The sequence below is a fragment of the Paenibacillus sp. CFBP 13594 genome (genome assembly GCF_014842675.1).
GTDB lineage: Bacteria > Bacillota > Bacilli > Paenibacillales > Paenibacillaceae > Paenibacillus > Paenibacillus amylolyticus_B.
Genome location: NZ_JACYVQ010000001.1, coordinates 1518014 through 1541245, shown reverse-complemented (window position 1 = coordinate 1541245; position 23232 = coordinate 1518014). Strand labels below are relative to the sequence as shown.

Genomic DNA, 23232 nt, shown 5'->3' with positions numbered 1-23232 from the left:
ATGCAGTTCTACATTGGCTGCTTTATAGGTTTGTTCGCTATGGAGTCCAACGCCTATGATAGGACTCTAACTTATGGCTTTTCTTTGGCCTGACGCTGGATTTCCTTGGCTGTTAAAGCTTTATCATATACTTTTACATTATCCAAGCTGCCTTTGTAGAACGGATCAGCCGTATAACGACTCTTGCCTACATAAGCTTCGGTTACCTGTAGATCTTTCGGGTTAAAGGTGATCTCAGTGCTGCTTGCAACCGATGTACCATTCACATACAGAGTTCCCACATCACCCTGAAGGGTTACAGCGACATGAACCCACTCTTTAGAAGGCAGTGGATCTGCGGCAATGATGCTCTGATCCCGTCCCTCATTATGAATGGTGAATTGTAATGCCCCATTATGCTGGGATGGTGTAAGGAACATATGCCTCGTCAAGCCATTTCCAAAGTCGAAAATACGCTGCCAGGGCCCGCCGCCATCCCAATTAACCCAAGCGCTAAACGTGAAATCTGTTGTGTCTGTAACGAGTCCAGGTAACTGAATGTAACTGTCGGTTCCGTTAAATGTGGCAGCCTGATTTTTGCCACTTGCAGCAGAACTGACCACGTTAAAGGCTTGCCCGTGATATTCGTTTTTGCTGTAATCCTGTGCGACTTTGCCAAGTTTCTTGTGTTCAAAAGTATACTCCCCGAGCAATGGGCTTACCGCTTGCTGTGGAATGATAACGTTAAACGTTTTGGAGCTTACCGCAGTTCCTTTACGAATCGTGGCGGTTAATTTCACTTTGGCATCGCCCTTACCAGCGCGTGGTCGCTGCACTACACCTGTAGTGGATAGAGCCGAAGCATTGGAGCTTTTCCACGTAATGTCTGCATCACTTGTTCCTTTGGTAGGCAGAGACAGATTGAAGAACACGTGATCCGTATTGCTAATGTTCAGATCCTTTTTCACTGCATCTACAATGTCTTGATCACTCCGTTCAACACCTTGACTTCCCCAGATGGCAATCCCGGAGGAGGAGAGGGCGCTAAAGGTCAGAACCGTACTTTGAGATTCCGAGTTCCATTCATGTGTGAAGACGCCTTTGTACACAACGTTATTCGAAGTGATCTGAACCTTGTTGTCTGCACCAAGACTCCATGTTCCTGTCACGGCACCCTGAATCTGCCCATCTGCCGTGAACTGAACGGTCTGGGATGGCTTGATGTCCGCTGTGATGTCCTTACCATGATTCACCCATTGGTACTGACCAGCGATCTCCTGAGTTGTCAGCTGGGTGGTATCTTCTCCCAAAGCCGCATAGCGATATGGAGAAACGACGGGCCAACCGTCTGCATTCATATGCATCTCATGTACGCGAACTTCATGCTCTTCGCCACGCCCTGGAAAGCGGGTATGGAAGATGAGAAACTGTTTGCCAGTCTCCGGATCAACATAAGCAGAGTTATGCCCTGGCGATACATAGCCGCTACCCAGGCCTGTGCCCGGATCACCGATCTGTCTCTCGAACAGGAAGTTCCCCATCAATTTGACTCCAAAAGGCTCAATAGAACGATCATCAAACAACGGTTTATCCTTGTCCGCTTTAACGTTGATCATATCGTTTCCTTCCGCATCGAGGAAAGGCCCATCCGGTGATTGGGAGCGAGCAACACGAATGTTGTATCCTCCATCAGCACCTAGTCCACCGTAAGACAGGTACAGATAATAATAATCGGTTTCGGGACTGTAGAGCATATAAGGGGCTTCAATACGACTATGATTGCCTCCGGTCAGCTTCTTGCCATAACCTTGATTTGGCAGTGGTTTACCTGTCGTTGCATCCATCTCCAGAATGAAAATCCCTCCGGAATACGAGCCATACACCATCCATAACTTGCCGTTTTTATCATAAAAGACATCAGGATCGACCACATTGGGATGGATCGTGGCATCGTAAATGGTACCATCCTCACTGATCTGATCCCACATGCCGGATTTCAACAGAATGCCTTGATCCTTATAAGGGCCTTCGATATTGTCTGCGACAGCAATGCCAAGTGCTGATCGCGGAGAGTCCCCTTTACAAGCATTGTAGTACATATAAAATTTGCCGTCCGCCAATTGAATGACATCTGCTGCCCATAACGTATCTGTCTGCGCCCATTCCAGCGCTTCAGCGAATTCCTTGGTTACATTGGGGACAACAGGATTGTTATCCGTAACACCCGATGCGACGAGATCCCAGTTCAGAAAGTCTTTAGACTTGGCCACTTGCAAGTGTGAACCAAAAATATAAAACGTATCATCCACCTTAATGACAGATGGGTCATGAACGGAAACATTTTTGAATGATGTAGCAGGATTTGCGAGAGGTGTGGTGGAAGTCTGCGAGTTACCCACGGTTGCCGCTGAACCATTTGCGAACACCGAGACCGGTGCCAAAGTTGTTGCAGTAAGTAGAGTGGTGCTTAGTACAGAAATGTTAAGTACGCGAACCCAATAACGTTTCATACGTTTCCCCTTTCCTATTCCCTGGAATGAAAAATCAACCGATACTTGGCAGCACACGATAAAAGGTTCGGCAGACCTCCTTTGAGTAGCTCATTATATCAAGCGCTTTCATTTGTTATATTATCAATTGATTTATATGTTTGTAAACCATAAATGTAATGTTTATAAGAGTAAACTGAAAAATAAATAAGAGACGGGAAGAGCCGATAAAGGTCATTACATTCAAATAAACTAGTTGTCTTTCTCAAATTTAGGATTGAAATGGGGATCGATGATGCGATATTATTACGTTTAAGAAATGTGTTTAACTATTTATCAATCATTTTATATTAATACGAATCAAAAGCGAGAACCGACAATTCCCAACTACATAGGAGGTAAGAACATGAGCACATATCAAAATCAATTAATCGCACAATACACGTTCGAAGATGCCGGTCAGATCGGGAAGGACAGCTCCGGTAAGGGACATGATGGTATAGCCAAAGGTGAGATCCTACCTGTGGTATCCGAGTTGAAAGGAAGATCCGCGGTGACTTTCAACGGGGGAGCGAATGGAACTTCTTATCTGCAACTACCCTCGAATCTGCTTCGGGATGTAAGCGATAACACAGGAGTTACGATTGCCACTTGGGTGTTTCTGGGCAAGGGGTCCAATGTGTGGGAACGCATTTTTGACTTTGGTAAAGGGGAGAAGGGACCGTATTTATTTTTGACACGTCAGCTTCTGGGTACGTTATATGCCGGAGATAATCTGGTTGTTCATCCAAGTGGGGGAGTTGCAAGCGGTGAATGGATGCATATTGCACTCTCCGTGGCAGGCAGTCAAGGGGGGACGCTCAGCAGTGCGGGTCCGATTGTATATGTGAATGGGGAGAAGGCCGCAGACGGCTCGATCAGTCAGACATCCAGTGGCAATTATGCCAAACTGCGCGAATGGTTTGATTCGTTCACTGATCCTGAGAATTATAGCCAGAATTATATTGGACGATCCCAGTATGCAGCGGATGTGGATTTTGCAGGTTCGTTATCCGACTTTCGGATCTATGGGGCAGCGCTCACCATGGATGAAGTTATTGAAGTGATGTGTGAATCACTGACAGATGAAGCGATTGTGAAGCTTGCGGCAGACAAGTATTTGTCCTTCCCCAACCGAATTATCACCAAAGATGTGTCACTGCCCCCACATTTGCTGGGTGATAAAGTGACGGTTCAGTGGAGTTCCAGTAATCCGGAAGTCCTGTCTGAGAATGGAGAGGTTCAGGCAATTACATCCGCACAAGAGGTTACGCTCCGTGCGCTTCTGAACAGAGGTGATCGTAAGCTGAGCCAAAGCTTTGACGTGTCTGTTGTGCCGGCGCATCTTCCGCCTTATACGGTCACCATCCATGGAGATCAGAAGGTGGCTGACATCAGTGAAGTGATGTATGGTTTGTTCTATGAGGATATTAATAACGCCGCAGATGGCGGTATCTATGCGGAACTTGTTCAGAATCGATCATTTGAATCTTTTGCATTTGATACATACTCGCATGACTCTGGAGAGTGTGGTTGTTCGACAGGTCGAAATCGTGAGCCTTTGTTTGCCTGGTCAGGCGATACGGATAAAATGCTCGTGCAGCATACGGATGGACTAAACGTTCACTTTAACGTGGAAGATCCTGAAGTAAATGCTTATTATGTCACGGTTCAGGATGGGGCAACGATTCGGAATCGTGGATTCTCAGACTCTAACCAGTATTGTGCCATGTCCATCAAGCAGGGTGAAACATATGACTTTACCGTATGGGCAAAAGCAGAATTGGCAGGAACGATCACTGTTCAATTGCAGGATAGAGAAGACACTTCCATCAGTGATTCGGTAACGTTACATGTTGAAGGCGGAAACACATGGAAGAAATACGGCTTGTCACTTACCGGAACGGAAACTGTACTTGGTCAATTGGCACTTACGTTTGCAGGTGATATCTCCGTCGATATGGTGTCCTTAGTGCCTCAGAATGTATGGGGATCTGATCCGACAGAAGAAGGGATATCTGCTACAGCACATGCCAACTACACAGGTAATCCGAACTATCGATTGAGAAAAGATCTAATTCAGGCACTCGCAGATCTGCATCCAAAGTTCCTGCGTTTTCCGGGAGGCTGTATCTCGGAAGGGTCCTTCATATGGGACAACGTATATGATTGGAAGGATTCTGTAGGACCCGTTGAGCTGCGCAAAGAGAATTATAATGTCTGGGGTTACATGATGACGATGGGGCTTGGTTATATGGAGTACTTCCAGTTGGCGGAGGATCTGAATGCTGCTCCGGTTCCAGTGATGGCTTGCGGTGTGTTATGTCAGGCACGTTCGGATTATGCTCATCCTGCGGGTGGCGCATTAAGGGATTATTATATCCGCAACTTCACAGACCTGATCGACTTTGCGCTCAGTACAGATTTTGAACACAACGAATGGGCGGGGGTACGAAGCCAGATGGGACATCCTGAACCGTTTGATCTTCGTTATCTCGGCGTAGGTAATGAGAACTGGGGCACTGAGTTTTTTGCCAACTTCGAAGTATTCAAACGTTCGATAGATGACTACATGAAACAGAACTACCCTGATCATGAACTGCACATTATCTCGACAGTTGGTGCTCAGGCGGATGATAATGCGTACCAGGAAGGATGGAAATTCCTCAGCGGGAACCTCACCGGGTCAGCTCAAGTGGCTTTTGCCGATGGTACTGAGGTGATTGAGGAGACGGTAACCTGGTATGAAAATCAGGACAATTATATGGACACCATCGCAGATGAGCACTACTACCGCTCCAATGAATATTTGCTGAATAACGTAGATCGATACAACTATTATGACCGGGCTTATCATGAAGATGGAAGTATCGATTGGAAAGAAACATCCAAAGTGTTTGTTGGAGAATATGCTTCCACGGACAAAAACACGCTGGCAGGAGCGGTCGCAGAAGCTGCGATCATGACCGGATTTGAAAATAATGCAGACGTTGTTCGTTTGGCTGCCTATGCGCCATTGTTCAACAAAGTACTAACGGACGGTACCTATCGCTGGACGCCAGACTGCATCTGGTTTGATGATGAAACAGTATGGTATACACCGAATTATTATGTACAGCAGCTTTTTGCAAAATATGTAGGGGATCAGGTGCTTGAAACTTCATTCTCCACCTATAGCAAAGGTAAACCGCTGAGTCTTATTCCGCGTGGCGGCATCGAAATTGCAACAGGGAATGCAGAGATTGTGGTGAAACGAGTCACAGTCACGTCCAATGTGGATGGCAGTTTGATGTTTGATGAAGATTTCAGGGAACGTACAGAGCCTAGTGAGGCATGGAACCAGATTCCCGGATCGGAAGGATACACGTTAACCGAAGGGAAAGGACTCATTTTGAAAGCACAATCAAGTGGATTGAATGGATTGTATCTGCTGAATGACGAATGGACCAACTACAAAGTTCACGTTGAGGCTGAGAGAATCTCGGGTGAGGATGGTTTTTACATTGGCGTGGGTCTGACGGATATCTCACCTGAGAACAAGGAAGTCATTGAGTACGCAATCAGTTACGGCGGGAATGCAACAGGCGTGAAGGTGTACAAACAAGGGATTGAAGGTTATACACTGGGAGACTATTCATCCAGCTCGGCAGCAGGTAACCTGAGAGCGGCCAATTATGAACCACTCGAGAATGGGACCGATTATACAATCACGGTTAACTATGGTGGGGATACAGGAAAGAATCTGATCTGCTCGTATACGGATGGGCTCCATCCCAGCAAAGTTCTGGATTTCAAGCTGGAAGCCTACAACCGGGAAGTATTCCACTCTGTTACGAAAGATGATCGTCATGTGTATGTGAAACTGGTAAATGCAGATGATGTGAATAAATCAACCCAGATTTGCCTTCAGGATCTGAAGGTGGAAGCTTCAGCCAGACTGATCACGCTTACGGGAGAAGATCATTTGGTGCATATTCCAAATGTGAATCAGAAGAATGATGAGAAAGTGATTCCCCAAGAACAGGAGATAAAATTGAATGGTGAATCAGTGATCGTTGGTTTGTCAGCTCATTCGGTAAATGTTCTTATTATGGATCTTCTGTAAGAAAATATAAAAATAAAGGCCCCCTTAAGCAGACATCTGTTGTTTGCGATAAGGGGGCGTTTTGCTATTGAACTTGTTTTGAAATAAAAGGAATTACTTTTCCGCAATAAAATTAACATGTCAGTAGTCCGGGATGTTAACCAATAAGGACATGGTCCTCTGCATAACCGATTTTGGATGTGCGTTTCTTCTGAGCCAGTGCAAAAGCCAGAGTTAAGGGTCCCAATCGTCCTGCAAACATCGTAATAGAGACTATAATTTTACCGGTAACACTCAACTCACTTGTCAGACCCATCGAGAGTCCAGTGGTGCTAAATGCTGAAGTGGCTTCAAACAGAACATCCAGAAAATGATTTTCAAGAATGCCTTCGGATATGGATAGCAGAATGGAGATCCCAAGCACAAAGGCGAGAGAACTTAAGACAACAGCGAGTGCACGCATTACTGTTTCTTCTGCAATTTTACGCTCAAAAGCATGAATCTGTCCGCCGCCCCGAAATGTTTGTATGGTCGCAAGAACAAGGACCACAAAAGTATTGATTTTAATTCCTCCACCTGTTCCGCCGGAAGAAGCCCCAATGAACATTAGGATAATAATGAAAAATTGGGATGTGGCCAACATACTTCCAATGTCAATGGTATTGAATCCAGAGCTTCGAGGAGCAGTACCCTGAAATAGAGAAGCCCATATACGTTCACTGTAAGATAAATCAGCAAACGTAGAAGGATTCCAACTCTCGAGTAAAAAAATGGTGATAAATCCAAACAAGTACAGAGTAAAACTACCGATTAACACAATTTTTGAATGAAGGGAGAGCTTTCTCCATGAACGTTTGCGGAATACATCCACAACCACAATATAACCTAAGCCGCCAATGATAAAGAGCGTAATTACTGTAAGATTAACAATCGGGTCACCAACAAATGGAGTAAGGCTATCACTCCAAAGAGAGAAACCCGCATTATTGAAGGCAGAGATGGAATGGAATATGGCGTAATAGAAAGCTTGTCCCCATCCCAAATCGCTCTGCCAGCGCAATGTAAGAACCACGGTAGCCAGAGCTTCAAAAGCAAAGGCTATAAGTACAATATACATGGATAACTTAACCAGACCTTGAGCAGAGGAGGTATTGGTGGCTTGTTGAATAAGAAGCCTCTGTTTCAAACCAATCCGTTTCCCCAGAATAATGGCAACCATTACACCTAGTGTCATGAAACCCAGTCCACCAACCTGAATTAAAATCATGATGATGACCTGTCCGAATGTTGAAAAGACACTCCCTGTATCCAAGACAATCAGCCCATTTACACATATAGCGGAGGTTGCTGTGAACAAGGCATCAAGTAAACCGATGGAATTCCCGGTACTTGAAGATATCGGCAGTGCAAGCAATATGGCTCCGATCCAGATGAGAGTGAAGAAGATCATCATGATGAGTTGTGGAGGGCTCATATTATTTTTCAACTTGTTTACAATCGATTCAATGTTTGTCAGAGTCGGAGTTCCCATCACGCGTTTATCTCTTTGGCTCATAATCGCTCTCCAGATTTCGAATGTCATCGTTACTACCTATTAACAAGAGCATATCTCCCGCACGGACTGTGTCTTCCGCCATGGGTGAGATATTCAGGTTATTCCCTGTTTTGATGGCGATAACCGTACATCCATATTCAGCCCGAATATTGAGTTCTAGCAAAGTCTTCTGATTCATACTTAAGGGAGCTTTGATCTCGACCAGATTATAATCTGAAGACAATTCAATGGAATCAATAATGTTGTCTGAGCTAAGCTGATTTCCCAGCCTTGTGGCCATGTCACGTTCAGGATAAACGATCTGGTCCGCACCAATCTTGCTAAGCACACTGCCATGGTTATCATTTTTTGCTTTGGCTGTTACTTTGGGCACATTAAGTTCTTTCAATAACAAAGTGGTTAGTATACTTGCTTGCAGATCTTCGCCGATCGCGACAATAGCGTGTGAAAAGTTGCTTGCCCCAAGCTCCATAAGGACTGATTTGTCAGTGCAATCTGCTTGTACCGCATGGGTTGCCACCGTTGAAATCTCCTGAACAAGAGTTTCGCTTTTGTCTACAGCGAGCACTTCATGCCCATTTTTAATGAGTGTGTGTGTCAAGCTTGAACCGAATCGTCCAAGACCAAGTACCATAAATTGTTTTTTCATAATATCCCTCATTGTAATCAAAATAAATAACAGTTTCCTCTACACCCTAATGGTAAATATTACATTACGTACACTGGAATGTAAGGTTTCATATCGTAGTTAGCAAATCCTGTCCGTCATGTCTATGTCTAAGCATATCTCAAAAGAGTTCATTCTAATGGCTTAAGAATAGAATTGCAACTGATTCGATTCTTTTTTGGTATGGCGGTTGAACTGTGCAAAGGGTCAACAAAAGATACCCAAAGTAAATAGCCTACACTATTGCGGTGATCTGGCTGCTCCTATAATAAACGTTGAAGGAGGAGTCAGCTATGCGTTCCAACTACAAACAATTTATCCGAAACGTTCCGCTTCATCTTATGATTCTACCCGGACTGCTGATTATTATTGTATTCGGTTACATTCCGATGGCGGGGCTCTCTATTGCCTTTCAGAATTTCTCTCCCATTGCCGGATTCAAAAACATGAACTGGGTGGGCCTAGACAATTTCAGGTATCTGTTCGATCTGCCCGGTTTCTCGCAAGTTGTATGGAATACGGTGTTTATATCAACGATGAAAATTGTGTCCGGCTTGGTCATTCCGGTACTTGTAGCCTTATTACTCAACGAGGTTCGCAAGACAGGTTTCAAAAGAACGATTCAGACTGTAATTTATATGCCTCACTTTTTCTCTTGGGTTATTCTGGCGGGAATCATCGTGGATGTGTTATCTCCCAGCACGGGGATCGTTAATATGTTGCTCAAAGCCCTCGGAATTGACCCAATTCAATTCCTGGCCAGTAACGAGTGGTTTCCATACATACTTGTCATCACAGACCAATGGAAAGAATTCGGATTTGGTACGATTATCTATCTGGCTGCCCTCACGAATATTGATAAGTCACTCTACGAAGCCTCTGTTATGGATGGAGCGGGAAGATGGAAGCAGACATGGCATATCACACTGCCAGGCATTCGCCCGATCGTAATTTTGATGGTAACGCTTAGTCTGGGGAATGTACTCAACGGCGGTTTTGATCAAGTGTTCAATTTGTATAATCCTTTGGTGTATGAATCAGGAGATATTCTCGATACGATGATCTATCGGATTGGATTGCAGGATGCACAGTATTCTGTATCCACAGCGTTGGGGCTGATCAAATCTGTCGTTTCGTTCATTTTTATTGGACTTGGTTATTTCTTGGCCTATCGGTTCGCGAATTATCGGATATTCTAGAAAGGAGGCAGAGTCATGCACCACGCTTCAAGAGCCTATCGGTGGTTCCTAGGGTTTAACTACGTCATCCTGACGATTCTTGCCTTGTTATGCTTGTTCCCGATTGTGAATATATTAGCGATTTCATTTAGTTCAAGTGATGCGGTCAAAGCGGGAAGTGTCACATTCTGGCCTGTGGATTTTACATTGTCCTCCTATCAATACATTCTGGAAAATCAGCAGTTCCTGAACTCATTTGGCACGAGCCTTCTCCGTGTAGTCCTGGGGGTTACGACCAACTTGGTATTCACCATTCTGGTGGCTTATCCACTCTCTAAAGAGGCTACGAAATTCCGTTCAAGAACGTTCTATGCCTGGATCTTCGTATTCACCATGTTATTCAGTGGGGGATTGATCCCGGGTTACCTGGTGGTTAAGGAAGCGGGCTTGTTGGATTCCATCTGGGCCCTGATTCTGCCAGGTGCTGTTCCGATCTTTAATGTACTTCTAATGCTTAATTTCTTCCGGGGATTGCCGAAGGAACTTGAAGAGGCCTCCTGGATGGATGGGGCAGGACATTTCCGCACGCTATGCAGCATCTATCTTCCTATTTCACTTCCCAGTATTGCGACCATTACGCTGTTCGCCATGGTAGGACACTGGAACGCCTGGTTTGATGGCATGATCTACATGAAGAGTCCGGAAGGTTATCCGCTTGCTACCTATCTTCAGTCCATGTTGCAGCAGGTGACGATGATTCAGAGCGAGATGATGACGCTGGAAGATGCAACGCTCTTAAGTCAGGTATCGGATAGAACCACCCAAGCTTCCCAGATCTTTTTGTCCGTTATTCCGATCCTGCTTGTGTATCCGTTCCTGCAACGGTATTTCGTTCATGGTCTTGTCGTCGGAAGTGTAAAGGGATAAGATCGATAGGAGGAAAACCGATCGATGGAAGGAGCCGATTTCTGGCTCCTTTTTTGCTATTGATGAGAGAGCGTGAGGAAAGGAGGAGGGAAACTTTGCGATTCATCCGGGGGAGATGGAGAGAGTCATCCATTGTCGTCAAACTGATGATTGCTTTTGTACTGGTCATTCTGCCCTTGTATGGGATAAGCATTATGATTACGCAAGTCAGCTCCAAACAAATGCAAACGGAGGTGGAGAAGGCACATGAGTCCAAATTGTACTTCTACCATAATCATCTGCAATTCGAATTGGAGCGAATGAGTGCACTGGTGACCGAATTTTCATTTGATGAAACCATGTCCACACTAAGTACACGAGCCGCAATTATGAGCAGGTATGAAGTCACGTCCAGTCTGAACAACATTCACAATAAGTTGGGTCAGATCATGGTGACGAGTCCCTATATTAGTGATGTTGTGTATTACGTTCCCGCTCTGCATAAACGGGTCAGTGCGGCGGACGGAATTCGGGATGTAGAGGATACCGAGTGGAAGAATCTGCTCGCGACGATGGGGAATCTGAATGGCGAATTATCACATTCCAATAACGATCTCTATTTCCTGAAAAGTAATCCATATAACATGAACCATGAGGAACCACCCAATTTCATATTAGGGATACGCTTGTCTGCTGAAGAACTGAAACATCGTTTGCAGCAGCTATCGGAAACGGGCGAAAGTGAGATTACACTGAGTTTTGGTGAACAGCAACATGTAGTGATTTCTTCTTCCGAGCAGCCAGCACCTGTAAAACCGATCCGAACAGTTTCGCCGGAACCGTCTGAGTCCATGCAAGTTACAAAGTTCCAATCTGATCCATATCTCTATTATTCGTTGCATGATAAGGATCACTCGTTCACCCTGACAGCTACTATACCGCAGGATGTGCTGAGTGCGCCGCTGAAACAATACAACGTATGGTTATGGATGGTGACCTTCATGTCAGTTGTAATTATTATTGTCTTCTCGTTTTCGATCTACAGATCGATTCACCAACCGTTAGCGTTGCTCATCCGAGGATTCAGAATGGCTGAACAGGGCCAGACAAGTGTACATATTCCTTCATCCAGAAGGGATGAATTCGGCTATTTGTACTCCCGATTCAACCATATGATAGAACGCCTACATATTTTGATCGATGAGAATTATGTTGCACGCATTCGAACAAGTGAGGCGGAACTCAAACATCTGCAATCCCAGATTCAACCTCACTTTTTATACAACAGTCTGTTCAGCATCAAGCAAATGGCTGAGGTGGAGAATGTGGAGCTCATTCAGGAATTCACCGACTACCTGGGTCAATATTTCAGGTATATGTCTCGGGATTCTCATACGGAGGTATCGTTGGGGGCTGAGATTGACCATGCGCTGGTCTATGCATCGATTCAAAAAATTCGGTTTGGTTCGAGGATTCAATTGGAATTGGAGGATCTGGACGCAAGATACAGAGACATTTCCGTTCCCAGAGTTATGATTCAGCCGATCGTAGAGAATGTGTTTGAGCATGCACTAGCCAAACGCAGCCAAGGAGGTATTCTACAGATCTCGTACCAAAAGGGCCTGGACAATCTATCCATTCGCATTGAGGATGATGGGGATCAGTTAAGCGATGAAACATTGATTTATCTGCAATCTGCATTTGAGGAAACAGAGCGGAAACATGGAAACGAAGAGATAACCGGGCTCATCAATGTGAGTCAGCGATTAAGAATCAAATTCGGGGCTGGTTATGGTCTTACAGCGCAGCGAAGTGAGCTTGGTGGGTTGTGCATTATAGTGAAGATTCCATGGGAGGGGGAGTAATGTCATGCAGAGGATGCTTATTGTAGATGATGAACCCGTTATTTTAGATGGACTGTATGCGTTCTTTCAAAAAGCAAATCTTCAGGACATGGAGATAATCAAGGCATACTCTGCCTATGAAGCTATCGATTGGCTGAACTCGGTCAAGGTTGATATTGTACTCAGCGATATCTGTATGCCTGGCATGGATGGCATGCAGTTAATTGAGCAGATTATGGATCGGTGGCCACGATGCAAAGTCCTATTGCTGACAGGTCATAACGAATTTGATTATGCACACCAAGCTATTCGGAATCCTTGCGTTGTTGATTACCTGTTAAAGACAGAGGGCATGAATCACATTCGGGCTGCGGTAGAACGGGCATTAACACAGATCTCGGAAGAGAATGATTTTCGCTACCAAGCTGCATGGTTTCGCAGTAAATTGCCACGAGCGCTGCCCCAGTTACAGCGTCAATTGCTGCTGGATGTGCTGAAGCGAACGGATAGACCTGATATCGCTTCACTTCAGGAAGAGCTGGATGCCGTGCAGCTCCCCTTCCAATCTGATCAACTTGTTATTCCTGTGATTATAAGAGTGGAGGAGTGGAACAACTACCAGTCTCAGGCGGACCGCAGTCTCATCCGGTATGCCGTTGCCAATGTTGCGGAGGAGTTGCTGCAGGACAAGGCCAAGGTGAAGGCAATTGATCTGGACACTCAGGTCATCGCTTGCTTTATTCAATCGCAAGGGGCGCATCCGTCCCACATATCTAATAATGAAGGGGAACGAGGGAGTCAGCTGGATAACTGGCAACAAACTCTTCGTTTTGTCTATGGAACACTGGAGTCTGTGCAGCAATCCTGTGCGGACTGTCTGAACCTGTCTGTATCTATCATGGTCAGTGAGCAGGCGGTAGAATGGAGCGGGGTTAATCAGGCAATCGGGCAGTTACGCCTGTCGATTCATGAGAGTCCCGGGCTTGGGATGGAGAAGCTGCTGCGTGTAAATATCCAGGATGAATTGCCTTACACCCCTAGCATCATGAATCAACAGGGTGTTGTAACGCTGCATCTGGATCAGATCAAACAGCGAATAACCGCCGGGGATCGGGAATGGATGGAGTCTTTCCATAAATGGACCGAGGCTGCGAAGGAAGGGCTTCAAGATCCGTTCTTCCGCATGAAAACGTATACGGGTGCAGCGAGTGTACTCATTGAAGTCCTGCACGAACTGGGGTTGTATGAATCGGCAATGGAAGAAATATCGCTTTCCCGAATGCTGCATTTTGACATCCATACCGCATGGTCTGATCTGGTCATCTTTTATCAATCGGCATACGAATGGATGATCTCCAAACGAAGCGATGCTCGCCTGAATGATCAATCACAGATTCTAATTACGATCCATCATTACATCAAGCACCATCTGGAGGACGACCTCTCACTCACACGGATCGCACAGGAAGTCTCTCTTAATCCTTCTTATCTGTCGCGTTGGTACAAACGGATTACAGGCAAAGGCATATCCGACTACATCCATGACCGCAGAGTGGAGCGAAGCAAAGAGCTGCTTCTGGGTTCTTCCTGCAAAATGCATGAAATATCCGCGAAAGTTGGGTTTAGCGATCAGCATTATTTTTATCGTTTCTTCAAAAAAGCAACAGGCTGCACCCCTCAAGAGTTTCGGGATCAGAAAAGTTAAATGATATCTCAAATGGTAAATCAAAGATACCAGATGTCAACGGGATACACTCGAAGTGATAGCGCTTTCTTTGTAATATAAAATTATACCTCACGGGAGGAGAAAAAAGGGGGATTCGCATGAATATATCATTTAAGAAGTTCTCATTATTAACATTAACCATGGTACTGGCCACCACGTTTGCTGCCTGTTCATCTGGTGCGGGAAGTGCCGAGAATGAAGCTGAACCGAACACACAGCAGGATGCGGGAGGACCACTTACGAAATATGACCCACCCATTAAACTGACTTCCACCATGAATGAAACAGGGAAAGAATCGCTTGCCCAAGGAGATACACACGCCAATAACATCTGGACCAGAGGGTACAAGGATGAACTTGGTATTGATGTAACGTACGAATGGATTGTTCCGGATGCCAATTATAACGATAAGATGAATGTCACATTGGCGAGTGGTGATCTGCCGGATGTCCTGAAAGTGAGTGCTGTTCAATTCGAACAACTGCATGAAGCAGGAATGCTGGAGGATCTGACCCAAGTATATGACAAGTATGCATCCGAACTGGTGAAGGAGTTCATGTCTGCTGAAGATGGAGCAGGTCTGAAGCCAGTAACGAAGGATGGAAAAATATACGCCATGGTGAGTTTCCCAGGCTCGCTGGATTCCTCGGATATGATCTGGATTCGTCAGGACTGGCTGAAAAAGGTTGGTCTTGAAGCGCCCAAGTCCATGCAGGATGTCATCCAGATTGCGGAAGCCTTTACCTTCGAAGATCCAGATGGAAATGGCAAAGATGATACGTATGGTATTGCCTTAAACAAAGATTTGCCTATTAATGCGTTCTTGCTCGGTTATCATGGTTATCTCGAAACCTGGATTAAGGATGCTTCAGGTCAAGTCGTGAATGGAACGATCCAACCGGAAGTGAAAGAAGGATTGCGTGAGCTTCAGACTCTGTATCAGAAGGGTGTGCTTGATCCTGAATTTGGCGTGAAGGATTTTGCTAAAATGATGGAGGATGTGAATGCAGGCAAGTCAGGCATGTTCTTCCTGCCACAATGGGCACCATTTCAGGTTAGCAGCATGATTAAAAAAGACAAGAACATCGACTGGATGGCTTACCCGGTTCAATCGATTGATGATCAGCCAGCCAAAACACAGAATCATCTTAGTCTTGGCGGTATATTTGCCGTTCGTAAAGGCTACGAGCATCCAGAAGCGTTGATTAAACTGCTTAATTTCCAGGCTGAAAAAATGTTCGGTGAGTCTGCCAAGGAAGAACGGGCTGCTTATTTGAATGGACTGACCGGTCTTGGTTTTCATAATGCAACGGTCTCCAACCTGCCAGCCAACAAAAATGTGAAGGCGCAGGATGAAGTAGAGCAGGCGCTTGAAACAGGAGATACGTCCGGATTGGAACTCGAAGCGAAGCTGTTCTATGACGATATTATGGATTATCGGAATGGGAATCTCGACAAGTGGCATATGGAGCGTATCTTTGGCCCAGAGAGTTCACAAGGTGTGATTAAATATTATCGGGATAATGACCTCATTGTCATGAATGAATTCATCTATGCACCGACGAGAACAATGAATACGAAGCAAGCTACACTGGATAAACTGAGAGCCGAGACGTTTCTGAAAATCATCTATGGTAACTTGTCGATTGACGAGTTTGATAATTTCGTAGCCAATTGGAAGAAACTTGGCGGGGATCAAATCACACAAGAAGTAAACGATACCATCGCAGCTAACCAATAGCATGATTGATTCATAGTATCCAAGAATGGAACATGAAAAATGGTGCGCCCCTTAAAGGGAGGCACCATTTTTTTGCTTTTAATTATTTGCGTTTCAATAACAGAACTCCACTGATGGTTGACGTTTTTTGGCGGTATACCACTTTGAATCCAATATCGTTGTCCAGCAAACAGTTTAATGCATTAATCAATAATGCGCCGGGAACTAATGTGAATGTACACGGAGACGTGTTGCCAATCACTCGTACACTTTGGATTCTGCGCGCAGAACCGGGAATGAGCGGATTTCTGGACCAATAGATTAATACCAGATCCGGTTGTGGAACAGCATTGACACGAGCCATACTAATCATCTCTTTTCTATTAAAGGTTCTTAATAGTAGATGAAAAGTAGAGGAAAGGGTGTTAGACGGAAGTCATGCTGTTCAATAAATAGACTCTACTTATTCGTAGAATGCTGTTTGGATGGCAACTTGTCCCCTGGTGTTCCCTTGCCGTTGTTTTTATTGTGACGCGCTTTTTCGGCATTTTCGTTAACTTTTTTCACAAAATCTTGAGTGCTTTCCATTATAAATTACAACTCCTTCCATAAGCAAAATGTGTATTCCCGATTGTTAATATAACCACTGGAAAGTGATTTTATTTTGGTGACATCGTTAAATTTAATTGTGATTCCACATTCCTAGGTCAATTGGGACATACTGGACATGGGAAGTATAGCCGACTAAACTAGATAGACCAGACATACTAAGAAGGGATGCGCAGATTTAAACCATGTTGCAGAAATTCGGGTTTACACAATATGAAAGTCAGGTATACGAGGCTATATTTGCACAGGATGAACCTCTTGATGCTACATCGATCGTAAATTACTCCAACGTTCCCAAAGCCAAAATCTATGAAGTGCTTAATCGCCTGATCGACAAGGGAACGGTGCTGACAACGATGGATGGGAAGAAAAAACTATATATGGCTGTGGATCTTCAATCCATTATTCATAAGATCAAGGCTGATTTTGAGAAAGATATTGAGGAATTGAAAAGTTACAAAATCAAACGTACATTTACGGATGAGCATATTTGGACGTTAAAAGATGAGTCGTCCATCGCATCGAATATCGAACAGCTTATCGAGGAAGCAGATTCATCCATTCTTTTTCTGGCCTGGAATGAGCGAATGGAGAAATATCGTACACTGCTGGAGCAGAAGGAAAAGCAGGGCGTGTACGTTGAAGTGCTTGCCGTTGGGGGAATGGAGACATCCTTAAACCGGATATACTCGTTGATTCCATTGCTTGATGCGCCGGAACCTTCACAACTGCTTATTGTGGATCATGCATATCTGCTGTTTGCGGGTGTGGAGCACGATTCATGGCGAGCGATCAAGACGATGTCCAAACCGATTGTCAAAGCGATGACTGATTATTTCTACCATGATGTTGCGCTTACTCAAATTACCAAAAAATACGGTGACCAACTGTTACAGGATGCTGAAATCGAGAAACTGCTCACCAGATTGATCTATTAAAACTATTCTCTTGGAGAATAGTTTTTTTGTTATATCTTTGTTTGAAAATATTCATGAAAATAACTATTGAAACTTTCAATCTTATGGGTTACTATCGTAGTTGTAACTTTTTGAGGAGGATTCAAAAATGAATAAGAAAGTATATGTGCTTGCTATCGCAGCATTTGTGGTCGGAACCGTTGAACTGATCTTGGGCGGAATTCTGGACCTGATTGCTACGGATCTTCGTCTTTCCCTGGCTAAAGCCGGGTATTTAATTTCTATTTTCTCACTTGTCTATGCGTTGTCTGCGCCGATTTTATTAAATATGACGGCCAGATTCGAGCGTAAAAAAGTATATATGTGTACGCTGTTTGTATTTCTAATCAGTAATCTGATCTCTGCATTCAGTACCAGCTTTTATATGCTGATGGCGGGCAGAGCGCTCGGAGCCGCCACGGGCTCACTTATTTTTGTACTCTCCCTGACCCTTGCAGCTCGCATTGTGGAACCACAATATAAAGGACGCGCCGTGGGGATCATTACCATGGGAGGTAGTGCATCACTTATCCTGGGTGTACCTCTTGGAATCTTTGTAGGTAACTTGGCAGGCTGGCGTGAGGTGTTTATGTTGATCGCTGTTCTGACCGCAGTGGTTATGGTGGCCATCTGGATTGCGATGGATCGTGTGCAGCCGATTCCTGCGGTATCCTTGAAGAAACAGCTTACGGCTCTGTGGAATCCTAAAATGTTGGCAATCCATGCGACAACTTTACTTGTGCTTGCGGGTCATTTGACTTTATATGCGTATTTTACACCGTTTCTGCAAGAAACGCTGGGAGCCAGCGCCACGATGGTTACCTTTATCTATATGATGTTTGGGATCGCTGCTGTTGCAGGTGGAGGCATAGGTGGCATGTTATCCGATCGTCTGCATCCTGCTAAAGCCATTGTCATTGTGCTGATTCCTTTTATCATAAGTATGGCTGTCATTCCGTTCAGTGTGGGATTACCTTTGATCGCCTTCTTGTTATTGTTAAGCATCTGGAGTGCACTGAGCTGGACCGTTACGCCTGTACAAAATAGTCTGATTATCAAAACGTCACCGGAAACAGCCGAAACGCTAATCAGCACCAACTCAGGTATTGCACATGCAGGTATTGCACTGGGTACTTATATCGGTGGCATGGTGATTGATCACTCATCGATTCTGAACACCGGATGGGTTGGTTCTGTTCTGGTTCTGCTTGGTTTGCTGTCTGCCATCTATGCCATTAGCGTGAAGGAAAAAACCGTTCAGGCGGTTGCTTAGAATAAAGAAATTAGACAACAGCTTGAACCTCTGCATTCCCATAGTCTAATGGGTGTAGAGGTTTTTTTGCTGTTTCACTAGAGTACGCGTCAGTAGATTAAACCATTTTCATATCAAGCAAAACTTGCTTTATTCATACTAATCTATATAATTAAAATAGTTTTTAAAAGTATTATTTAATGTGAATTACATGATGTGTATTGAGGGAGCGGTGATCATGACTACGAAGACGGAAAAACAAAAAATGCTGGATGGCGAGCTGTACATGGCTTCGGATCTTCAATTGTCTGAGGACAGAGAGTATGCAAGGAAAATGACTCGGACGTTTAATCAAACGACGGAAACGGACGGTGAGCTTCGCACCAAGTTATTGAAGGAACTGTTTGGATCTACAGGTGAACACCTAGGCATGGAACCTAATATTCATGTGGATTATGGATATAACATTCATGTAGGCAATCATTTTTATACCAACTTTAATTGTACAATATTAGATGTGTGTGAAGTTCGTATTGGAGACCATTGCTTAATGGGACCAGATGTACATATCTATACAGCTACTCATCCACTCCATCCGCATGAACGCAATACGGGTGCAGAATACGGCAAGCCAGTCACGATTGGCAATAATGTATGGATTGGTGGTAGAGCCGTTATTAATCCGGGGGTTACCATTGGAGACAACGTGGTCATTGCTTCCGGGTCTGTGGTTACAAAGGATGTTCCCGATAATATGATCGTTGGCGGCAATCCTGCCAGAATCATTAGAGAGATAGAGCTTTAACATATGTATAGATAGAAGATGGGAAGTGCTTACGAAATGATGACTGAAAAAGAAAAATCCCAATTAGGGCTCTTGTATAACGCCAATTATGATCAAGAGTTAATTGAAGAGCGTTTACATTCCAAAGGGCTTTGTTACGATTATAACAAGCTCCATCCAGGGAAGATCAATGAAAGAGAAGCGTTAATCAAGAAACTGCTCGGGAAAACGACGGATCGTTTCCTGATTGAACAGCCCTTTGTATGTGATTACGGCTATAATATTGAAATTGGTGAGAACTTCTATAGCAATCATAATATTGTCATGCTGGATGGAGGAAAAATCAGTTTTGGGGATAACGTTTTTGTTGCTCCGAATTGTGGATTCTATACTGCAGGCCACCCTTATGATGTGGAGCAGCGCAATGAAGGTCTGGAGATCGTTGGACCCATCACGGTGGGCAATAATGTATGGATCGGTGGCGGTGTGACAGTTCTTGCCGGTGTGACGATTGGAGATAATACGATCATCGGCGCAGGGAGCGTAGTGACCAAGAGTATACCGTCTGGTGTGATTGCTGCGGGTAATCCTTGCAGGGTCCTTCGCAAGATAACGGAAGAAGACAAAACAAAGTACAGCAGGGATGTAGTAAGGTGAAGAACATAAAGTGAGGATTAGCATTTTAGCCCATGACAAAGCCCGATGTTTATCATCGGGTGTTTTTAATAAAATCCCCCACACAGAACACTTGCCAAGGTATCGAATAATCGACACTTTTTCATGTGATTTGCTGGGGGATAGAAGGATATATCTGTTACATTTTCTTAAACTTTTGCTTGAACTTAACGTTTCAAACTTTTTCCGTTACTGCTGATCACTTCTTTGTACCAATGGAAGGATTTTTTGCGGTAACGTTCGAGTGTTCCTGAACCATCGTCATGACGATCAACATAAATGTAGCCATAACGTTTTTTCAACTGGGCAGTAGACGCACTGACTACATCAATACAACCCCATGAAGTATAACCCATGATCTCCACACCATCTTCAATGGCTTCCCCAACCTGAACCAAATGATCGTTCAAATACTTGATCCGGTAGTCATCCTCAACCGTTTTCTCGCCATCCGCACCGGTGATCAATTCATCCACTGCTCCAAGGCCATTTTCCACAATGAACAGCGGCTTCTGGTAACGGTCATAGAACATATTGAGTACATAACGCAATCCTTGCGGATCAATCTGCCAACCCCACTCACTTGCATCCAGATATGGATTAGGGTAACCACCAAGCAAGTTCCCTTCACCGGCAATCTGTTTCGCTGGATCAGCAGTCTGACACAGGCTCATATAGTAGCTGAAGGAGATAAAGTCTACCGTATGAAGCAGCATATCTTCGTCGCCATCTTCCATATGAATCTGAATTCCGTTCTCACGGAAGTAACGTTTCATGTATCCTGGGTAGCGGCCTCTAACATGCACATCACCAAAGAAATAATTGCTATGTTCGAATTCCATTACCTGGATCATGTCGTCTGGATGTGGCGTCAGCGGATACGTTGGCATGCTGAGCATCATACAACCAATCTGAGCACCGGGAATAATCTCATGACAGAGTTTAACGGCAGAAGCACTGGCTACAAATTCATGGTGAATAGCTTGATACAGATCCTGCTTGCTCAGTTTCTCTTTGGGTGTGTATATACCTCCGCTCATGAATGGTTCTTCAAGAATGGAATTGATTTCATTGAAAGTCAGCCAGTATTTCACCTTGTTTTTATACCGGTTAAAGACAGTAGTTACGTAGCGCTCATAGAATCCAATCATCTTGCGGTTCACCCAGCCGTCGTATTCTTTGGATAGATGAAGAGGGGTCTCGTAATGGGACAATGTAACCAATGGCTCAATTCCATATTTATGGCATTCGTCAAAGAGGTTGTCGTAGAATTGCAAGCCTTCTTCATTCGGTTCGAGCTCATCACCTTTCGGGAAGATTCGGGACCATGCAATGGACGTACGGAAAACTTTGAAGCCCATCTCGGCAAACAGTTTCACATCTTCCTTGTAACGGTTGTACAAATCGATACCAATCAGTTTCATATTATCTTCAGTCGGCTCTTCCGTGATGGGACCCTTGATGCCTTGGGGAGCTACATCCTGAGTAGAAAGACCTTTGCCGCCTTGATTGTATGCACCTTCAGCCTGGTTGGCTGCAATTGCGCCACCCCACAGGAAATTTTCCGGGAATTGATAGATATGATTTTGAGAGTTATTCATGTGTATCGCTCCATTCATCAAATTTATATTTAAGATGATTCATGTATGACATAAAAAAAGCTTAAACGTTGTAACGGGTTACACGTCAAGTTTTACTTTTGACCCAGATATGAGGCATACTATTATTCAAAATAGTACTGGATGAACTTATGTAGTTCGTTAGCAAGAAAGGAGTCTCCGATGTCAAAGTTCGATGAAATTATGAAACGATCTGGTTACTCAAGAGCGACAGTGTCGCGAGTAATCAATCATTCCCCACATGTTAGTGACGAAGCAAGACATATCATAACGAATATTATGAAGGAGTTAAATTATATTCCGAACCGGAATGCAGTATCATTATCTACAGGCAAGACCAAACAAATTGGCATCATAACGTCAACCATTGACGATCTCAGTCTCACCTTCATGAATCAGTTTATGGAAACAGCGATGGATTTCGGGTTTCAGACGATCGTGTATACTTCCCGTGGAAATAAGGAAATTGAGTTACAAGGATTTGAAGACCTGCGTAGCAAGCGGGTGGATGGACTCCTAATTGTTACCTGTGTTAACGATCCTCGGAAATTAAAAGCGTATATGGAATACGGCCCGATTGTTTCCTGGCAGCGAATGGGGAACGACGAGATTCCGTCTGTTGCGATGGATCAGGCAAAAGGGTATAAGTTAGCTCTGGAGCATCTGGTATCAAGAGGATACACTCGAATTGCAAATGCATTTGGCAGGGCTGAGAGTCTGAATACCCAGAGCCGCCGTAAAGCCTATGAAACTTTCATGAAGAGTAGAGGGTTACCTGTATGGAATGAAGCATATCAGTATTCCGTATTTAGCTCCTCTGATGGTGAAGAAGCGATGCGAAGAATGGCAGAGGAGCGAGAGCTTCCACAGGCCGTATTATGTTCGAATGATTATGCAGCCATCGGCATTCTGAGTGAAGCACGCAGACGGAATATTCAGGTACCGGAACAACTTGCCATTGTGGGTTTTGATGATATCGAGCTTTCCCGTGTTCTTGGAATCACGACCATACACAATCCGATTGCGGAGCAAGCCACCCAAGCTTTCCATCAATTGTGGGTCGTATTGGGTAAAACAGAGTTGAAGACCGAACAGCTAACATACCAGCTGATTGAGCGTGAGACGACTTGAATCCGTAAGACCTGTTGT

Annotated in this window: 17 protein-coding genes; 11 read left to right on the top strand and 6 right to left on the bottom strand. The window is 44.5% G+C overall.

Annotation, left to right across the window (positions count from 1 at the left end; all coding sequences use genetic code 11):
- Positions 1-71: 71 nt before the first annotated feature.
- Positions 72-2489 carry a family 43 glycosylhydrolase gene (locus IFU39_RS06825; protein WP_105598574.1) on the bottom strand — a complete coding sequence of 806 codons (2418 nt, stop codon included), beginning with the start codon at positions 2487-2489 and terminating at the stop codon, positions 72-74.
- Positions 2490-2874: 385 nt separating this feature from the next.
- On the opposite strand from IFU39_RS06825, the gene IFU39_RS06820 reads away from it, so the two are divergent.
- Complete coding sequence (locus IFU39_RS06820; protein ID WP_192131784.1) at positions 2875-6612, top strand: alpha-L-arabinofuranosidase C-terminal domain-containing protein; 3738 nt, start codon at positions 2875-2877, stop codon at positions 6610-6612.
- A gap of 136 nt (positions 6613-6748) precedes the next feature.
- Here the strand turns inward: IFU39_RS06820 and IFU39_RS06815 are convergent, their stop codons facing one another.
- Both IFU39_RS06815 and IFU39_RS06810 read right to left on the bottom strand, forming a co-directional pair.
- Positions 6749-8146, bottom strand: coding sequence for a TrkH family potassium uptake protein (locus IFU39_RS06815; protein WP_197997669.1), 1398 nt, complete (start codon positions 8144-8146; stop codon positions 6749-6751).
- On the bottom strand, positions 8130-8795 hold the full coding sequence (locus IFU39_RS06810; RefSeq protein ID WP_091016628.1) for a potassium channel family protein: 666 nt from the start codon (positions 8793-8795) through the stop codon (positions 8130-8132). The genes IFU39_RS06815 and IFU39_RS06810 overlap by 17 nt, the downstream gene beginning before the upstream one ends.
- Positions 8796-9106: 311 nt before the next feature.
- Between IFU39_RS06810 and IFU39_RS06805 the strand changes: the two genes are divergently transcribed.
- From IFU39_RS06805 to IFU39_RS06785, 5 genes are all read left to right on the top strand, one after another.
- Positions 9107-10012 carry an ABC transporter permease gene (locus IFU39_RS06805; protein ID WP_091016626.1) on the top strand — a complete coding sequence of 302 codons (906 nt, stop codon included), beginning with the start codon at positions 9107-9109 and terminating at the stop codon, positions 10010-10012.
- Between the two features lie 15 nt (positions 10013-10027).
- Positions 10028-10918, top strand: coding sequence for a carbohydrate ABC transporter permease (locus IFU39_RS06800; protein WP_091016624.1), 891 nt, complete (start codon positions 10028-10030; stop codon positions 10916-10918).
- A 95-nt stretch (positions 10919-11013) separates the two neighbouring features.
- Positions 11014-12762, top strand: a complete 1749-nt coding sequence (locus tag IFU39_RS06795; RefSeq protein WP_244660887.1) for a sensor histidine kinase — start codon at positions 11014-11016, stop codon at positions 12760-12762.
- Between the two features lie 4 nt (positions 12763-12766).
- A complete protein-coding gene (locus tag IFU39_RS06790; RefSeq protein WP_192131782.1) occupies positions 12767-14446 on the top strand; it encodes a response regulator in 1680 nt (559 codons plus the stop codon).
- A 119-nt stretch (positions 14447-14565) separates the two neighbouring features.
- Positions 14566-16209 carry an extracellular solute-binding protein gene (locus tag IFU39_RS06785; RefSeq protein ID WP_192131780.1) on the top strand — a complete coding sequence of 548 codons (1644 nt, stop codon included), beginning with the start codon at positions 14566-14568 and terminating at the stop codon, positions 16207-16209.
- Between the two features lie 82 nt (positions 16210-16291).
- Here IFU39_RS06785 and IFU39_RS06780 read toward each other — a convergent pair whose 3' ends face one another.
- Positions 16292-16552, bottom strand: coding sequence for a hypothetical protein (locus IFU39_RS06780; RefSeq protein WP_091016616.1), 261 nt, complete (start codon positions 16550-16552; stop codon positions 16292-16294).
- Between the two features lie 95 nt (positions 16553-16647).
- Positions 16648-16776, bottom strand: coding sequence for a DUF4023 family protein (locus tag IFU39_RS06775; RefSeq protein WP_047842809.1), 129 nt, complete (start codon positions 16774-16776; stop codon positions 16648-16650).
- A gap of 206 nt (positions 16777-16982) precedes the next feature.
- Here IFU39_RS06775 and IFU39_RS06770 point away from each other — a divergent pair, with 206 nt between their 5' ends.
- From IFU39_RS06770 to IFU39_RS06755, 4 genes are all read left to right on the top strand, one after another.
- The gene (locus IFU39_RS06770; protein WP_091016614.1) at positions 16983-17735 is read left to right on the top strand and encodes a TrmB family transcriptional regulator; all 753 of its coding nucleotides are present in this window, start codon (positions 16983-16985) and stop codon (positions 17733-17735) included.
- 127 nt (positions 17736-17862) lie between these two features.
- Positions 17863-19026: an MFS transporter gene (locus IFU39_RS06765; protein WP_192131778.1), complete on the top strand. Its 1164-nt coding sequence runs from the start codon at positions 17863-17865 to the stop codon at positions 19024-19026.
- A gap of 217 nt (positions 19027-19243) precedes the next feature.
- Positions 19244-19810 carry a sugar O-acetyltransferase gene (locus IFU39_RS06760; RefSeq protein WP_192131777.1) on the top strand — a complete coding sequence of 189 codons (567 nt, stop codon included), beginning with the start codon at positions 19244-19246 and terminating at the stop codon, positions 19808-19810.
- Positions 19811-19849: 39 nt separating this feature from the next.
- Complete coding sequence (locus IFU39_RS06755) at positions 19850-20446, top strand: sugar O-acetyltransferase (protein WP_197997720.1); 597 nt, start codon at positions 19850-19852, stop codon at positions 20444-20446.
- 185 nt (positions 20447-20631) lie between these two features.
- On the opposite strand, the gene IFU39_RS06750 is transcribed toward IFU39_RS06755, so the two are convergent.
- A complete protein-coding gene (locus IFU39_RS06750) occupies positions 20632-22065 on the bottom strand; it encodes a glycoside hydrolase family 1 protein (RefSeq protein ID WP_192131773.1) in 1434 nt (477 codons plus the stop codon).
- 180 nt (positions 22066-22245) lie between these two features.
- On the opposite strand from IFU39_RS06750, the gene IFU39_RS06745 reads away from it, so the two are divergent.
- Positions 22246-23214: a LacI family DNA-binding transcriptional regulator gene (locus IFU39_RS06745; protein WP_091016606.1), complete on the top strand. Its 969-nt coding sequence runs from the start codon at positions 22246-22248 to the stop codon at positions 23212-23214.
- Positions 23215-23232 lie beyond the last annotated feature (18 nt).

Excerpts from the sequence above, each read along its gene's own strand:
- IFU39_RS06825 (WP_105598574.1), bottom strand. The coding sequence starts at position 2,489 with ATGAAACGTTATTGGGTTCGCGTACTTAACATTTCTGTACTAAGCACC.
- IFU39_RS06820 (WP_192131784.1), top strand. The coding sequence starts at position 2,875 with ATGAGCACATATCAAAATCAATTAATCGCACAATACACGTTCGAAGAT.
- IFU39_RS06815 (WP_197997669.1), bottom strand. The coding sequence starts at position 8,146 with ATGAGCCAAAGAGATAAACGCGTGATGGGAACTCCGACTCTGACAAAC.
- IFU39_RS06810 (WP_091016628.1), bottom strand. The coding sequence starts at position 8,795 with ATGAAAAAACAATTTATGGTACTTGGTCTTGGACGATTCGGTTCAAGC.
- IFU39_RS06805 (WP_091016626.1), top strand. The coding sequence starts at position 9,107 with ATGCGTTCCAACTACAAACAATTTATCCGAAACGTTCCGCTTCATCTT.
- IFU39_RS06800 (WP_091016624.1), top strand. The coding sequence starts at position 10,028 with ATGCACCACGCTTCAAGAGCCTATCGGTGGTTCCTAGGGTTTAACTAC.
- IFU39_RS06790 (WP_192131782.1), top strand. The coding sequence starts at position 12,767 with ATGCAGAGGATGCTTATTGTAGATGATGAACCCGTTATTTTAGATGGA.
- IFU39_RS06785 (WP_192131780.1), top strand. The coding sequence starts at position 14,566 with ATGAATATATCATTTAAGAAGTTCTCATTATTAACATTAACCATGGTA.
- IFU39_RS06780 (WP_091016616.1), bottom strand. The coding sequence starts at position 16,552 with ATGGCTCGTGTCAATGCTGTTCCACAACCGGATCTGGTATTAATCTAT.
- IFU39_RS06775 (WP_047842809.1), bottom strand. The coding sequence starts at position 16,776 with ATGGAAAGCACTCAAGATTTTGTGAAAAAAGTTAACGAAAATGCCGAA.
- IFU39_RS06770 (WP_091016614.1), top strand. The coding sequence starts at position 16,983 with ATGTTGCAGAAATTCGGGTTTACACAATATGAAAGTCAGGTATACGAG.
- IFU39_RS06765 (WP_192131778.1), top strand. The coding sequence starts at position 17,863 with ATGAATAAGAAAGTATATGTGCTTGCTATCGCAGCATTTGTGGTCGGA.
- IFU39_RS06760 (WP_192131777.1), top strand. The coding sequence starts at position 19,244 with ATGACTACGAAGACGGAAAAACAAAAAATGCTGGATGGCGAGCTGTAC.
- IFU39_RS06755 (WP_197997720.1), top strand. The coding sequence starts at position 19,850 with ATGACTGAAAAAGAAAAATCCCAATTAGGGCTCTTGTATAACGCCAAT.
- IFU39_RS06750 (WP_192131773.1), bottom strand. The coding sequence starts at position 22,065 with ATGAATAACTCTCAAAATCATATCTATCAATTCCCGGAAAATTTCCTG.
- IFU39_RS06745 (WP_091016606.1), top strand. The coding sequence starts at position 22,246 with ATGTCAAAGTTCGATGAAATTATGAAACGATCTGGTTACTCAAGAGCG.